The following is a 15,854-nucleotide window of genomic DNA, read 5'->3' on the forward strand; positions in this document are numbered from 1 at the left end:
GAAGCAGGGGGCGAAAAGGCGGTGAAAGGTGCCACTGAACGGGTTTTCAGACACGCCCTAATCTGGTTAATTTAACATTCGCTTAACGTACCGTTAATCTTAAGCGAAATGTCGTCTCCCATAATGGTACTATAATTGGTGGCAAAGGAGACAAATTGATGCGAAAAAAAGTATTGGTCGTAGATGACGAACCATCTATCTCCATGTTGATCGAGTTCAACTTAAAGCTTGCCGGCTATGACGTCAGATGCGTCGGCGACGGAGAGGCGGTATTCGATTTGCTCAAGCCTTTCCGCCCTGATCTGATCGTATTGGATCTTATGCTGCCCAAGATGGACGGCATTCAGGTATGCAGAGAGCTTCGCAAGCAAAATAACGCGGTACCGATCATAATGTTAACCGCATTGCAAGACGTCACTGACAAAATCGCAGGCCTCGACAACGGAGCCGATGATTATATGACCAAGCCATTTAGCCCTCAGGAGCTCATCTCCCGGATCGGAGCCTTGTTCCGCCGTCTGCAGACGCTGCCTGGAGCAACGGAAGAGACCATCTATTCCATCGGCAGGCTTAATGTGCTTGCCGATCAACGCGAAGTCATGCTGGACGGCAAGCCGATCGAGCTGACGCCCAAGGAGTTCGAGCTGTTGCTGTTCCTCTGCAAGCACAAGGGAAAAGTACTCAGCCGCCAACAGCTTCTGCACGGCGTATGGGATTACCACTTCCTCGGCGATACTCGTATCGTGGACGTCCATATCAGCCATCTGCGGGACAAAATCGAGAAAAACGCAAGGACGCCGGAATATATTACGACCGTCCGCAACGTCGGCTACAAGCTCAACGGCCCTGCCATTACCGAAACCTCTTCGTTGGCCTGAGCAATGCACCGCATACGCGCCGAGACAAGGAAGCGCCCTCTCCTCGAATATTCGAGAGAGGGCGTTTCTTTTTGTTTTTAGCCGTTGCGCTTCTGGAAGTCGGCCATGAACTGAGCCAGCGCCTGGCAGCTTTCCAGCGGTACGGCATTATAAGTCGAAGCACGCAGACCGCCAACATCGCGATGCCCCTTAAGTCCAACGAAACCTTCCGCTTCCGATTGCTTAACGAACAGTTTCTCCAGCTCCTCGCTGCCCAAACGGAACGTAATGTTCATGAACGAACGGCTTCCCGTCTGAGCCGCGCCGCGATAGAAACCGCCGCTTTGGTCGATCGCGTCGTAGATCAGCTTTGTTTTGTCGCGGTTGTATTGCTCCAGTTGGCCAACTCCGCCCATGCCTTTAATCCAATTCAGCACAAGACCTACCATATAAACGGAGAAGGATGGCGGCGTATTGTAGAGCGAGCTTGCCTTGGCATGCGTATTGTATCTGAACATGGCAGGAATATCCTTTGGACTTTGTTCAATGAGATCGTCGCGAATGATGACAACTGTAACGCCCGATGGCCCCAAATTCTTTTGAGCTCCCGCATAAATGACGCCGAATTTGCTGACATCAATCGGTCTGCTCAGGATGTCGCTCGACATATCCGCAATCAGCGGGATATCGCCCGTATCGGGAAATTCATGGAATTGCACGCCACCGATCGTTTCGTTCGAGGTCAAGTGCAAATAGGAAGCATCGCTAGGAACGACAATTTCCGACAAGCTTGGCATTCTCATGTATTTGTCGGCTTCCGTCGAAGCCGCGACTACCGTCTCGCCAATGAGCTGCGCTTCCTTCATGGCCTTGTCCGCCCATGCGCCAGTCTTCACATATGCAGCAGGACGCCCCGCCTTCAACAAGTTCATCGGCAGCATCGCGAATTGCGTGCTTGCGCCGCCTTGCAGGAAGAGCACCTGGTAATTGTCCGGAATGCCGATCAATTCCTTCAACAGCGCCTGCGCTTCGTTGTTGACACCCTCGAACAGCGCGCTCCGGTGGGACATCTCCATAATCGACATTCCCGCGCCTTGGTAGTCAACGAATTGCTCTGCAGCCTGCTGCAGCACTTCCAGCGGAATTGCCGCCGGCCCTGCATTAAAGTTAAATGCTCTTGCCATCTTTCTCTCCACCCTTCAGCTTTGTACACGATATGGCTATAATAGCAAGTTTGAACCGCTCCTTCAAGTAAAAATGTCATGAACGAACCTCAAAGTCGAACAAAAACGATAAAAACGTCAAACATTATTCGGATTTGCACAAAACCTAACACCAAAAAACGAGCCCGACCGGGCTCGTTTTTGGTGTTGCGAATATTAGCAGCCGAAGTACAGGCTGTACTCGTGTGGATGAACGCGAATAGATACAGCTTTTGCTTCTGCGCGTTTTAATGCAACGTAGTTGTCGATGAAGTCTTGGGAGAATACGCCGCTTTCTGTAAGGAAGCCGGAATCGGCTTCAAGCGCGTCAAGCGCTTCGTCCAATGTGCCTGGAACGCTGCGGATTTCTTTTTTCTCTGCTTCTGGCAGATCGTAAATATTTTTGTCGAATGGTCCGTAGCCCAGAGCAACCGGGTCAAGGCCTTTTTTGATGCCGTCCAAACCGGCAAGCAGCATAGCCGCAAACGCGAGGTATGGATTGGCCGTGGAGTCCGGCGTACGGAACTCGATACGGCAGCCTTTAGGCGTTACCGCAGCAATCGGGATACGAACGGCCGCGGAACGGTTTCCTTTGGAGAATACCAGGTTAACCGGCGCTTCGTAACCAGGAACCAAACGTTTGAAGGAGTTCGTGCTCGGGTTCGTAATTGCGATCAGAGCCGGAGCGTGGTACAAAACACCTGCGATGTAGCTCATAGCGAGCTTGCTCAGGTTCGCATATTCTTTGTTGTCGTAGAACAGCGGCTCGTCGCCATTGAAGATCGACGTATGAACGTGCATGCCGCTGCCGTTGTCGCCGAACAGCGGTTTCGGCATGAATGTTGCCACTTTGCCCCACTGGCGGGCTACGTTGTGAACGATATATTTGTATTTCATCAGGTTGTCTGCTGTTTTGGTCAGCGTATCGAAGCGGAAGTTGATCTCGGCTTGGCCGGCAGTAGCAACTTCGTGGTGATGACGCTCAACGCGAAGACCCGTTTCTTGCATCAGGCGAACCATCTCGCTGCGGATATCTTGCTGGGAGTCCACTGGAGCGACAGGAACGTAACCACCTTTAACAGGAATCTTGAAGCCCAGGTTTCCGCCCTCTTCTTTGCGTGCCGTGTTCCAAGCCCCTTCCTCGGAATCAACCGAGAAGAAGGAAGTGTTCATGGAGCTTTCGTAACGTACATCGTCGAAGATAAAGAATTCGGATTCAGGCGCGAAGAACGCTGTTGTACCGATACCCGTTGTTTGCAGGTATTCTTCAGCTTTCTGAGCGATGCTGCGCGGATCGCGCTCATAACGCTTGCCGTCTGGAGTGTAGATATCGCACATCACATTCAAAGTTGGATGGCTGGTGAATGGATCAACAAATACGGATTCCGGGTCAGGCATCATAACCATATCGGATTCTTCGATACCGCGAAAACCAGGGATCGAGGAACCGTCGAAAGCTACGCCGTTTACGAACGTATCTGCGTCCACCTCTGTAGAAGGCAACGTAATATGATGCGCGCCACCGGCAAGGCTGATAAAGCGGAAATCGACAAACTGGATGTTATTTTCTTTAATTTGATCCAAAACCTTTTGAACTGACATCTAAACTTCCTCCATTTCCGAACATTAACTTGTGTTTTAAAGACGAACGTTCAACAATCGCTCCAAACCATGTCGTAATTATAAAACTACCTTTTCTCTCCGTCAATACTTATGTCAGGTATTTTTTATCGCAATGTGAGGAATACTCACAAGTTTAAATTTCTGTTCACAAAACGGCTTTTAAATGCAAAAAAAAGAACGCATGGACATGTCTGCCATACGTTCCGAATCCTTCTATTTGATCCATTCTACAAAAGCGTCTGCGGGAGCTTTATCCGTTGCGAACTCTTTGCCCACAAGGGGAGCCAGTTGCTCCAGCTCCTTTAACAGCTTCGCGAATTGATCCGGGAACAGCGACTGAACGCCATCGCCCGTCATGGAGTTATCGGGATCCGTGTGCATCTCGATAATAAGCCCGTTCGCTCCCGCGGCAACGGAGGCTTTGGACATCGGCTCTACCAATTCGCGTCGGCCCGTGCCATGGCTCGGGTCGGAAATGACGGGAAGATGGCTAAGCGATTGCAAGACAGGGATTGCGGACAGATCCAGCGTGTTGCGGGTATAAGTCTCAAACGTTCGGATTCCCCGCTCGCACAACATGACGTTAGGATTGCCGCCGGCAAGAATGTATTCCGCCGCGTTCAGGAACTCGTCGTACGTGGAGCTGAAGCCCCGCTTGAGCAGCACCGGCGTTTGAATCGTGCCCAGCTTGCGAAGCAGATCGAAGTTTTGCATATTGCGCGTGCCAACCTGCAGGATGTCGGCGTATTCTGCGCAGACGTCCACGTATTCCGGTGTCATGACCTCGGTAATCGTCAGGAGACCGTGTTTCTTGCCCGCCTCAGCCATCATGATGAGTCCTTCTACGCCAACGCCCTGGAAGCTGTATGGCCCTGTTCTGGGCTTGAAGGCGCCGCCCCGCAGTACTTGGCCGCCTGCGGCCTTGACCAATCTTGCGATCTCGTCGATCTGCTCCGGCGACTCCACCGCGCACGGACCGCCCATGATGACAAGATTGCTGCCCCCGATCTTGACGCCTTTTATATCGATGATCGTATCGTCCGGATGGAAGTCACGGCTAGCCAGCTTATACGACTTGGAAATTTTGATGACGTTCTCTACTCCCTGCATGGAGCGCAGATGCTCTGCAAGCGTAGGCATCGCATTGCCGATGATTCCGATAACCGTACGATCCGTCCCTTTGGATACATGAGCCTGAACGCCTGTATTCTCGATATAATGAACGATCTCACCAATTCTTTCGTCCGATACGCTGTTTTTAGTAATAACTATCATCGCTCTCTCTCCTTTTTTAAAGGAAATTCAAAAATTCCGATTTCCATCACGAAGTTTTTCATAAAGCATATCCGACATCGAATCTTGAATTCAGCCGAACCTTCCGTTTCTCACGTAGCTCTGCTACGCTCCGATACTCAGTTTCTAGCTTCATCCAATCTTCTCGGTGCTGAAAACCGGACTTTTTGAACTCTCATTTAAATTTTTTTTAAACAATCCATGAAACCAACTTTTCGCTTTCGCACTTAAAAGCTTTTAGGCTTTTAAGCTTTTATGCTTTTAATCGCTAAAGTAAATATACATGATGGGACGACGTTTCGTCAACCCCTGTCGTAAATCTTATTTTTGCAAAAAAAGCGGCAAGCGACACCGTAGTGCCCTTGCCGCCTCTCTCTCATCCCGTTATTTCGCCACCGAAGCGGATTCCGAGCTGCCGCCGCTTTCGTTGCTCGACTTGACGCGCACGTTCGGAAGCAGCTTGTTCATATTCACCGTCCGGTTGATCTCCCATGTGGATGGATCGCGATAATCGAACTGCTCCAGATAAGCGATCACTTCCTTCGTAATCGGAGTAGGCGTGGACGCTCCCGAAGTAACGGCTACTCGATCCAGGCCGTCCAGCCACTCGCGCTTGATCTCGCTGACGTCGGATACGCGATAGGCCTTGACGCCCGCAATCTCCTCCGACACTTGCGCAAGGCGGTTGGAGTTGTTGCTGCGCGGATCGCCGACGACGATACATAGCTGGGCTTCGCCCGCCTGTCCGGCCACCGCTTCCTGCCGAACCTGAGTAGCAAGGCAAATCTCGTTATGAATCTCTGCATGGGGATACTTCTCCTGCAGCCTCTTCATAATATGGCGAATATCCCACTGCGACATCGTCGTCTGGTTCGTAATAATGACTTTTCCTGCGGGCACTACCAATGATTCGATCTCCTCTTCGCGCTCGATGAGATGGACTAGGTCCGGAGCGACGCCGATAGCGCCTTCCGGCTCGGGATGACCCTTCTTGCCGATATAAATAATATGATAACCTTCCGCCGTCTTCGCGCGAATCAGATCATGGGTCCTGGTTACGTCGGGACATGTCGCGTCCACTAAGGTCAGACCTTTCGCTCTCGCGCGCTCGCGTACTTCGGGAGAGACTCCGTGCGCCGTAAAGATGACGGTTCCTTTCTCGATCTGCTCCAATATTTCCAGTCGGTTCGCGCCGTCAAGGGTGATGACGCCCTCCCGCTCGAATGCTTCCGTTACATGCGCATTATGCACGATCATGCCAAGAATATAGATGGGTCTGGGCATCTCCAAATTTTTGACCGTCTGCAAGGCGATGACCATCGCGTCGACGACGCCGTAACAATAGCCGCGAGGCGAGATTTTCACAATTTCCATGCTGCACCTGCTTTCTGCGGACCCCTCTGGCCAACCTCGCTCTAGTTTCTGAGGCTAATCCTCGTCAAGGTCCGTTCCTTCCATTATAGACGAATCAGACCTTGGGGAAAAGTCTATCGGCAGCCAAATGATAAACGTTGTGCCGGCCTGCTCCAAAGTAGTGACTTCAACAGATCCGCCATGCTCATCGAGAATCCATTTGGCGATCGACAGACCCAGGCCCGTGCCTACCGTCACCCCGCGAGATTCGTCCGCGCGATAGAAACGATCGAAGATATGCGGTATCTCATCCGGATTCATCCCGATGCCGGTATCGCGAATCATCCAGCCCACATGCCCTTCTCTACGAACCGAGCTCAGCTCCACATGGCCGGACGGCGTATACTTAAACGCATTTTCGATAAATATAAACAGCAGTTGCTGCACATAATCGTGATTTCCGTGAACGGCGACATGATCCAGCTTCGACAGATCGCCGACCTTCCACTCCGCATGGCGGGGCAAGAGCGCTGCACGGCGAGCGACATCCTCGGTCAGCGACCTCAACTGCAGCTGTTCCTTCTCCATGACATAACCGGCATCCGCTCTCGCCAGCGCAAGCAGATCATTAACGAGCGTGCTCATGCGCTTTGTCTCCGCAGAGATGTCCGATATGGCTTCGGTGGAGATGCCGAAGTGCTCCGACGAAAGCGGCAGTGCAGAAGCTGCCGCGGCTCCGCTGCCGTTCTCCGGCTTCGCCTGGCTCCACATCTTCTCCAGCAGGTCGATATTGCCGCGAATCGTCGTCAGCGGCGTACGAAGCTCATGCGACGCATCGGATACGAACCGGCGCTGCACCTTATAGGCATCGTCAAGCTCGTTGTAAGCCCGCTCCAGACGGGATAACATTTTATTAAGCGTATCCACCAGCGTTCCGATCTCATCCTGAGGACCGCCTTCCGGTATTCGGACGCTTAAGTCGGAGCCCTTCTCGATCTGGCGAGTGGCCGTAATGACCCTTTCGATCGGCCGCAGCGCCTGTCTGGCGATTAGCAGTCCTACGGTGAAGGCGATAAGCACGACGGCGACGGACAGGAAGATCAGTATCGTGCGCAGCCCGCTCATTTGTTTGTCTTCGTTGAAGGTGAACGCTCCTACTTGAAGTAGACCGAGTAGCTTACCTTTTACCAATGTCTTTTGATAAGTAATCATTTTATACTTATTCTTGCCAATGGTTACATGGGTCACCACAAACCCGTCCTGCGGACTGGATTGAACCTCTGGATAGGGAATAGAAACATTACCGAGCTGTCTGAGATTGCTAGAAGCGGTAATAACTCCTTCCTCATAATTAACAAGCTGAAGGTACATACTTTTCTCTAAAATGTTAGGCAATTCTGATATAGATTGATAGTTCAAATCCAAGGATAATCTCCCTTGCGTAATCGTTCCGTGAACGCCCAGTCTTTCCGCAGTCGATTTCAACTGATTCTTCACGTCCGCGTACGTATTCCAGTTCATAAAGACGTACAAGCTGATTCCGAACACAAGCAGCGTCGCCGCCAGAAGTCCCGAATACCATAATGTCAGGCGAAGCCGAATGGACATGCGTTACCCCGCCTCTCCTCTCAGCACGTAGCCCGTGCCCCGAACGGTTTGGATAATTCGTCTCCCTCCGCCTTCCTCCACTTTCTGGCGAAGCATGGCGATATAAACCTCCAGGACATTGGATTCTCCGCTGAAGTCAAAGCCCCATATTTTCTCCATGATGGCGTCTCTCGTCAGCACCCTGCGAGGATTCTGCATGAAAAACAGCAGCAAGTCGTATTCCTTGCTTGTCAGTTCAATCCGTCTGTCACCGCGAATGGCCTCGCGCGCGTCCATGTCGAGCACCAGGTCCTCGAAGCTGAGACGGCTTCCCGCATCCTCCAGCTTGTCGGACTTCCTGCGAAGCAACGCGCGCACTCGCGCCAGAAGCTCCTCCAGCGCAAACGGCTTAACCAGATAATCGTCGGCGCCGATATCCAGCCCCTTGACCCGATCCGTAATATCATCCTTGGCGGTCAACATCAGAATCGGCACGGCGCTGCCGCCCTCCCGCACTCGCCGACAAACTTCCCAGCCGTCAATCTGCGGCATCATTACATCCAGTATCAGCAGATCCGGATCGATGCCGAGCAACGTCTTTAGCCCTTCGGCGCCATTTGCCGCCGTCGTTACCTCATATCCTTCGAATGCCAGGCTTCTGCGCAGCATCGATATAATTCTTTCGTCGTCATCCACAACCATAATATGATGTCTCATCTTTCTCCATCCCCCTTCCCCCGTATTGCAGCAAAAAACGCAGAGAATTCATGCTCTGCGCTTCATGCCTGCAAATCAAAGCTTCGTTGCTGCCGTGGATTACTGCGTAACTCCGAACTTGTTTTTATCGCCAATCGTAATCTCGAGATCCAGCTTCTGGCCTTGGCGGATAATATTGAACTGTACCTTCTCGCCGACTTCGCGTTTCTTAATCTCTTCGATGAGCGAGGTAGTCGTCGAATATTTCTTGCCTTCAACGCCCACGATCAAATCATATTGCTTCAGATCGCCGAGATAAGCCGGAGAATTGTAATAAACGCTTTGGACCAGCGAACCTTCCGACTCCTCGATCCCCAGTTGTTTCGCATAGTCTTCCGTCATGTCTCTCAGCTCAGCACCGATGAACGGAACCGGCTCCTTCGGAATTTCCGTATTGTTCTTCAGGTTATCCAACACTTCGTTGATCGTGCTTGTCGGAATCGCGAAGCCGATGCCTTGCGCCTGCGAGCTGACGGCCGTATTGATGCCGATAACCTCGCCCTTTACGTTGAGCAGCGGACCGCCGGAGTTGCCGGGGTTGATCGATGCATCCGTCTGGAGCAAATGCTTGTAATTGCGTTCGCCCTGTTGATCCTGAATGTCGATCGGTCTTTCCTTGGCACTGAGCACGCCTACCGTTACCGTATGATCGAAGCCGTACGGATTGCCGATCGCCACGACCCAATCGCCGATGTTGATGTCGTCGGAGCTTCCCATCGGCAGTGTCGGGAACGCTTTTTCTCCTTCCACCTTAATGACCGCCAGGTCCAGATCATAACTGGAGCCGAGCAACTTCGCCGTAAACGGTTTGTCGTATCCCTGCACCGTAACCCGAATTTCATCCGACTCGCCGATTACATGCTGATTCGTGAGAATGTACCCCGTTGAATCGAAAAAGAAACCCGTGCCGATGCCCGTCTGCTGCATCTGGCTGTCTTGTCCGTTCTGCTCCTCCTTTTGCTGCGGCGATGTGTAATTGTCGCCGAAGAACTGGCGGAAAAACGGATCGTCCAGCAGGCTGCCGCCGCCGCCGCGCGATTGCACTTTCGTGAACGTCTCGATCTTCACGACAGCCGGACTCGCCGTCTCAAACAATTGTGCGATATCGTCGGGGCGAGCAGCAGCGGTGGAAAGTCCCGAGCCTGCTCCAGCCTGGGCGGACTGGCTCGCGCCGTTGCTCTCCGTTTGCGTCGACATCGTCTCGTTCGACGTAAACCAATTGCGGACGTCCGCCGTATACATCAAGCCTCCGACCAAAATGACGCCCGCGAGGAAGGAAGCGAACACAGCCTTGAACGAAGTTCCGGCCTTCTTCTCCTTCTTGGCCTGCCACCCGTGTTTGCCCCCGCCATGAGATGGCGTGAACGGTCTGAGCTGCGTTGGCTGCGGAGGTTGTGCAGCAGCCGGCCCGCTATCCATTGAGGAACCGTATCGATCGGAATCCGCTGTGCCGCTGTCTCTAGGCTCGTAATCATAAGACGAAGCCGAAGTAGAAGAAGCAGAAGCGCCGGAGTCGTTAGACATTGGCCCGTAAGAGTAATAATATGCCGGCTTTGATTCGCGGGGGGCCTCCGGTTCTACCTTAGGACTGTGATCCGCCCCTACCCCTGAGTCTGAATCGTTTTTGCTATAAGTGTCGCCGGGCTCATCGCTGCGTCCCCGGTTGTCGGAAGAAAAAAACTCATCATACCCTTTTTTGTTTTGATCATCCATTGTCGTTCTCCTCCATCCCGTTACTAGGTACTTGTTATAAAATGAATATTCGTTTTGTTATTTCTATCATGCACATTCTACCTTAAAACAAACTTAAAAACACCTGAATTCTAGATAATTTTCGTTTTGGAAAACCATTATAATTAAAGTTTTCGCGAAGGATAAGCATAATCGCAAATGCGGATAATCGCTTTAATCGAGGTTGAAATTAAAAAACTCTCTATCGAATCGAATCCGACTCGATAGAGAGCTCTGCTTTAGAAGGGAATAGCGCCCTCCACCTCGCGCATGACAGCTTTGCCGCGTTCCACCCAGCGAGGCTCGATATCGGCATCCGGGTCGATCGGCGATTGGAATTGGTCGAATACGGCCCCTACGACGCGTACGGATGCTTCCGGATCATTGCCTTCATTGTAGAGATGCCTCAAGACGTAAGGCTGTTGAAACTGTATCTGCGCGTTGTTCTCCGACAGCTCGCTGTCGATATTTCCATCGATCACCTGGAACGGGATTCGCAGCCAGACCTTATTCTCGCCGTCGAGAGCGCGGTCGAACGAGCCATGATCGTAGTCCCAGTTGCCGCCGAGCGTAAATTGTCTATCCGTAAGCAGCGCCTGAATTTCCGTAAATTTTTTCTCCTGGCCTTCTACGGTGGAAGAGATTGGTATCATGACATTACCCTCCATCATTTGGTTCCTGCTAGTGGGTAGTATGTCCAGGCAAGCTTGCCGTTATGTGCTTTTGGCCCAGCCTTTGCGGTGAGCGAGGACGGCAAGCTGCGTCCGATCCTCCAGCTCGCATTTCATCAGCAGATTGCTGACATGGGTTTTCACCGTCTTGATGCTGATATGAAGCTCTTCCGCAATCTCCTTGTTGGATTGCCCATCCGCGATAAGAAGCAGCACTTCTTTTTCGCGCTCCGTCAGCTCCTCGTCGCCAGTCTGCGCATGGCGTTGGCGAAGTCCTCTTGTCAGCGCCTGGGAGACGTCCGCGGTCATGACCGGCATTCCTTTAAAGGCTCCGTTAATGGCGTAGATCAGCTCTTCGGCGGATACCGTCTTGAGCACATAACTGACCGCTCCCGCTTCGATGGCTCCATATACCTTGTCATCCTCCAGGAAGCTGGTAAGCATGACGATCTTCATCGAAGGGTAAGTCGCCATAATGCTCCTGGTCGCTTCGATTCCATCCATCTCCGGCATCATGAGGTCCATTAAAATAATATGAGGGCGATCTTCTTCGCTCATGGTCTTGAGTTGGTTGATAGCACCAACGCCGCTTCCCGCCTCTGCAATCACTTCAAACTTCGGCTCCAGCATCAAATACGTGCGAAGGCCGATTCGAACCATATCGTGGTCGTCTACAATCATAACTTTAATGTTTTCCGCCGCGCTCATCGAATTTGCTCACCTCGGTATATTTTCGGTATCGTAACCCGGACTCTTGTTCCGCTTCCCAGCTTGCTGATGATTTCCGCCGCTCCGCCGAGCTTCTGCGCACGTTCTTGCATGGTAGAAAGGCCGTAAGAGCCTCGCCTTACTTCATCCGCCTTAAAGCCGGCGCCGTCGTCGGATAACATCATGACGACCTGCCGCTCCGTATCGCTTAGCGTCAATGTGCAATTATTCGCCTTGGCATGTTTGACGACATTGGCCATCGCTTCCTGCACAATAAGGAACAGCTGATGCTCCTTCGCCTCGCTAAGCTGATCGTTGAGCCTCCATTCCAGCAAGCCTTGCAGCTTGTTCTGCCTGCAATAGTCGGGAAACCACTTATCGAGCGCCTCTTGCAGCGTCTTGCCTTCCAGCTCCATAGGGCGAAGCTGAGCGATGAAGTTGCGCATCTGCTTCTGGGCAAGATTAGACATCTCGATCAATTGCTCCAGCACGGACGCCGCCCGCGCAGCATCCGCCTCCAGCAGCTTGGGCAGAGAGGAAGCGCACATATGGATGGCAAACAGCTGCTGGCTGACCGTATCGTGAAGATCGCGCGCCATCCGCTTCCGCTCTTCCAATACGGCCGCCTCGTTGGAAGCCGATTCCGTCAATACCTTTTCTTCACCGAGCTGTTGAAGCAGCTTCATCTTTTCTTCCATATTTTTGGAAAGTTCATTAAACTCCCTGTACAGTTGGACGAAGGAGTTCGATCCATTTTCGGGTATGCGAACCTCGTAATTGCCGTTAACCGCTTGCTTGATCGCCAGGAATAATATATCCAGACGCCCGCCGAAGCGCTGCGCGGCCCAATAGCCAAACGCAGCGCTCACAAGAATGACAATGATGATTACCCCGATCTTCAGTTCCGCATGACCAAAATAATCTCCCATGAGATTCCAGAATAGAACAGCCGCCAGCAATGAAACGGAGGAAGCCAGGACGAACATGCCGACCAGCTCCCACTTCCCGCTTCGTAAGAATCGAACCATCATCTCGTTGTCTTCACCCCACCTTAATAACGCGGGTATCGCCGATGAAAGTGCTGACGACCAGCTTAATCTTTTTGTCCGACTCGGAATATTTAGGGGACTTCACGTTCACGTTCGTGAACAAGCCGCCTTCCTTCTGTCCAAGCACCTTTACGTCACCGATGAATGCAGAGGAGACAACCTGAATGCCAAGCTCGTAATCATTGGGCACATATACCTTGACATCGCCGATAAAGGAGGAGATGTTGACTTTCGTCTCGCCGTAAGGAATATCAGCCTTCGTCAAATCCAGTACCGTGTCGCCGATAAAGTGGGAAATATTGAGCGGCTTGAGCTCCCAATAATCCTGGCCCATATGGATGTCGCCGATGAAACCGGATCGATTCATCACATTGGGGTCGCTGTGATTCCACCACTCCACATGATCCCGCTGTCCTTGATTCCAGCAATCCTTCTTTCTGCCCTTCTTATTGTCATATCCGTCGTATTGGCTATGACGCTCGTCATCGCGATAGCTGCCCGACGCGCGTTGCTCGCGAGCATGCTCGCCACGGTGCGGAACACTCTGATCTTCCGACGGGCGAAATCCCTTCTCCTCCGCTTGGGGCGGGGGAACGACCGTTGGATCGGGATGCAGCGGGGGCGCAGGCGGGACATCCTCCGGATTTTTGCCGTATGGACGAAAAGAGGTCCAGTCGCTCTCGGGAGGAGCCTTCCGCTTCGGCTTTTCCGGCTTCCAGATCATGCGGAAACCTACGATGATGACGATGATGGGAACCAGGAACGGTACAATGTCGCCAATCGACCAAGTGAACCATTGCAGGTTGTTGCCCAGGAAGACGAATCCGATGAGCAGCATGACCGCCCCCCACCAGCCGGAGCCTCCGTGGAAGCGGCCGCTAAGCAGTTGGGCCACCCCGAAATACATCAAGATGCAAGGCCAATAAGTAGAAAACAGCTCGCCTATACTAATACTCTCGAAAGGGGCTACCCCCAATTGGCGAAGCAGGAAGAACAATCCAACCGCAACTACGATCAAGCCGGTAAACAGCCGGCCGGCGAAATTACCGTTCATTCCGCACAACTCCTTATGCATGTAACATAGTTTAATCATTTGTAAACCCAGTATAACGCATCCTTCGACGATCAAGTAGGGACGACCGGTTGAATTTCATCTCCGTCTCCAGACCGAGAGACTGTCACTCAATGGGAAAGGGCCGTTATACGGGGAGACAGCCGCCGGAGCACATAGGCTGCGGCGGCTGCAATAAATGAAGCTTGAACTAGATGAGTTATCGTTACCGGACCGACATATCCGCTCCGATCACGCCGACAACTTGTCCGCCGCCATCGCGGATCGGCACGGCTACCGTCACGCACAACTGCTTGGATATAGCGGAGACATAAACTTCGGAATGGAACGGCTGACCGGCTATCGCCCGCCTCCACCATTCTCTGTTTTTCGCGTTAAGCAGTCCAGCCTCCGGAAGCGAGAAGATAAAGGAGCCGTCCCCGCGGTTGGACCAGATGGCCTCGACGTCTGTTCGCGAAGCCAGCATCGCGGTCAGCTTGCGTTCATGCGCTGCTTCGTCCAGCGCGGCGAGCTCCGGATCCGCCGCCGCACCGCTTAGCCATTGCTGTACGCCCGATATATTAACAGCTTCCGCGCTTCCGGAGCGCTTGATACCGATCCTTTCCACGGCTGTCGACAGGGCGGCGGAAGAGCGGCCGAGATTTACCCTCACCCGATCGAGCTTGCGCACCTGCTCTCGCTGTTTGTTCGCAAGCGCCAGCGTCTCGTCGACGCTGTTAATCGTTTCATTGACGGAGTTCACAACGTCCTTCAGCATTGCAGTAGAGCCGTTCATATGTATGGTCTGCTCGCTGCTGGCGGTGGCTGTTCGGCTAACCAGCTCGTCCACTTCCGTAATCTTCATAAAGATGGCGTCCATCCGCTGCTTGTTGACAGCCATCTCCGAGACGCTGCGCTCCACGGACTGCTTCTCGCGGTCGACGGCTTCGACGACCTGCTTGACCCCGCCTTCGATCTGCTCCACCATGCCGGCGGACCGTTTGACCGCATCCGCGCTTTGTTCGGCCAGCTTCTTGATCTGTGAGGCAACGACCGAGAAACCTCTGCCGTACTCCCCGGCATGCGCGGCTTCGATGGAGGCGTTAAGGGCTAGCAGGGAGGTTTGGGACACGATCTCGTGTATGAGGGCGTTGATCTCGTTAATCTGTGACGTATGCTGAATCAGCTCCAGGATATGTTGCCCCATCGTTGCATTTTGTCGCTTTAGCTCATTCATGGCATCATCGGTGTCAAGGAGCGAGCGGCAAACGTCCAGCACAACTTCCTTCGTCTCCTTGCTCTTTTCGTTTAGATGCAAGGAAGCGCCGCTGATCTGCCCCGCTGCGGAAGCGACCTCCTGCAAGGAGGAGAAAGCCTCCTCGATCCTGCTCATCGCGACGGAACTGGATAATCTGAGCTTTTGCTCCTGCGATTGCGAAGCGTCGGCAATAGACGTCAGTTGATCGATTGCGCCGTCTACCTCGTCAACCGCTGCCGTCAGTTGATCGGATATGACTACCGATTCATGGAGCAGTTTATTCATTTGGTCCTGCTTGGCATCTTGCGAGTTAACGGTTGAACCCTTGGTGAACCAGCTTGCCGTTCGCATCCTTTTTCACCGCGCTTTCGTCGAATTATTGGGTAGAGAAATAACTGATGTAAGGTTTCCCTACATTATATCCCTGTTTTCGACAATTGAAAAGAAAAAAGAGGCGCCGCAGGGGCTCCTCTTTCGTTTCTTTCATCATGTGCGCGGCCGGTAACGGCCAATCGCATGTTATTGGTTTTGTTGATTTTGCTGATTTTGTTGATTTACTTTTTGGTTTGCCGCTTTGCTGTTGGCAGCTTTAGCCTGATTTAACTCTTCAGCGAATTCAGCATCGAACTGATTGTTTTGAACTTGACCTTGACCTTGAGCGGCATTATTGTTTTTGTTTTTAGCCATTGTATTCACCTCCCCGTCCAAGTTTAGT

General features: G+C 52.4%; 14 protein-coding genes. 1 reads left to right on the top strand and 13 read right to left on the bottom strand.

The window, feature by feature from the left end; genetic code table 11:
* The first annotated feature begins 158 nt into the window (after positions 1–158).
* Positions 159–878: a response regulator transcription factor gene (locus tag H7F31_RS26445; protein WP_187101232.1), complete on the top strand. Its 720-nt coding sequence runs from the start codon at positions 159–161 to the stop codon at positions 876–878.
* Positions 879–955: 77 nt separating this feature from the next.
* Here the strand turns inward: H7F31_RS26445 and serC are convergent, their stop codons facing one another.
* The 13 genes from serC to H7F31_RS26510 all read right to left on the bottom strand — a co-directional run bounded on the left by serC (position 956) and on the right by H7F31_RS26510 (position 15,826).
* Positions 956–2,041, bottom strand: coding sequence for a 3-phosphoserine/phosphohydroxythreonine transaminase (serC, locus tag H7F31_RS26450; protein ID WP_187101233.1), 1,086 nt, complete (start codon positions 2,039–2,041; stop codon positions 956–958).
* 195 nt (positions 2,042–2,236) lie between these two features.
* Positions 2,237–3,661, bottom strand: a complete 1,425-nt coding sequence (gene glnA / locus H7F31_RS26455) for a type I glutamate--ammonia ligase (RefSeq protein WP_187101234.1) — start codon at positions 3,659–3,661, stop codon at positions 2,237–2,239.
* 234 nt (positions 3,662–3,895) lie between these two features.
* Positions 3,896–4,957 (bottom strand): 3-deoxy-7-phosphoheptulonate synthase, encoded by a 1,062-nt coding sequence (aroF, locus tag H7F31_RS26460; RefSeq protein ID WP_187101235.1) that lies wholly within the window; start codon positions 4,955–4,957, stop codon positions 3,896–3,898.
* 402 nt (positions 4,958–5,359) lie between these two features.
* Positions 5,360–6,349 carry a 4-hydroxy-3-methylbut-2-enyl diphosphate reductase gene (locus tag H7F31_RS26465; protein WP_187101236.1) on the bottom strand — a complete coding sequence of 330 codons (990 nt, stop codon included), beginning with the start codon at positions 6,347–6,349 and terminating at the stop codon, positions 5,360–5,362.
* Positions 6,350–6,403: 54 nt separating this feature from the next.
* Entirely contained in the window at positions 6,404–7,936 is a 1,533-nt protein-coding gene (locus H7F31_RS26470; protein WP_187101237.1) for a sensor histidine kinase, read from the bottom strand.
* A gap of 3 nt (positions 7,937–7,939) precedes the next feature.
* The gene (locus H7F31_RS26475) at positions 7,940–8,632 is read right to left on the bottom strand and encodes a response regulator transcription factor (protein ID WP_187101238.1); all 693 of its coding nucleotides are present in this window, start codon (positions 8,630–8,632) and stop codon (positions 7,940–7,942) included.
* A 99-nt stretch (positions 8,633–8,731) separates the two neighbouring features.
* Complete coding sequence (locus tag H7F31_RS26480) at positions 8,732–10,384, bottom strand: S1C family serine protease (RefSeq protein ID WP_187101239.1); 1,653 nt, start codon at positions 10,382–10,384, stop codon at positions 8,732–8,734.
* Positions 10,385–10,641: 257 nt separating this feature from the next.
* A complete protein-coding gene (locus H7F31_RS26485; protein ID WP_187101240.1) occupies positions 10,642–11,055 on the bottom strand; it encodes a YugN-like family protein in 414 nt (137 codons plus the stop codon).
* A gap of 60 nt (positions 11,056–11,115) precedes the next feature.
* Complete coding sequence (locus H7F31_RS26490) at positions 11,116–11,781, bottom strand: response regulator (RefSeq protein ID WP_187101241.1); 666 nt, start codon at positions 11,779–11,781, stop codon at positions 11,116–11,118.
* Positions 11,778–12,812 (bottom strand): sensor histidine kinase, encoded by a 1,035-nt coding sequence (locus H7F31_RS26495; protein ID WP_187101242.1) that lies wholly within the window; start codon positions 12,810–12,812, stop codon positions 11,778–11,780. The genes H7F31_RS26490 and H7F31_RS26495 overlap by 4 nt, the downstream gene beginning before the upstream one ends.
* Positions 12,813–12,822: 10 nt before the next feature.
* The gene (gene liaF, locus H7F31_RS26500) at positions 12,823–13,884 is read right to left on the bottom strand and encodes a cell wall-active antibiotics response protein LiaF (RefSeq protein ID WP_187101243.1); all 1,062 of its coding nucleotides are present in this window, start codon (positions 13,882–13,884) and stop codon (positions 12,823–12,825) included.
* Between the two features lie 223 nt (positions 13,885–14,107).
* Positions 14,108–15,490, bottom strand: coding sequence for a methyl-accepting chemotaxis protein (locus H7F31_RS26505; RefSeq protein ID WP_187101244.1), 1,383 nt, complete (start codon positions 15,488–15,490; stop codon positions 14,108–14,110).
* A gap of 168 nt (positions 15,491–15,658) precedes the next feature.
* Positions 15,659–15,826 (bottom strand): hypothetical protein, encoded by a 168-nt coding sequence (locus H7F31_RS26510; protein WP_179215971.1) that lies wholly within the window; start codon positions 15,824–15,826, stop codon positions 15,659–15,661.
* Between the last annotated feature and the right edge of the window lie 28 nt (positions 15,827–15,854).

Origin of the sequence: Paenibacillus sp. PAMC21692, assembly GCF_014303795.1 — a bacterium.
GTDB classification, from domain to species: Bacteria; Bacillota; Bacilli; order Paenibacillales; family Paenibacillaceae; genus Pristimantibacillus; species Pristimantibacillus agaridevorans.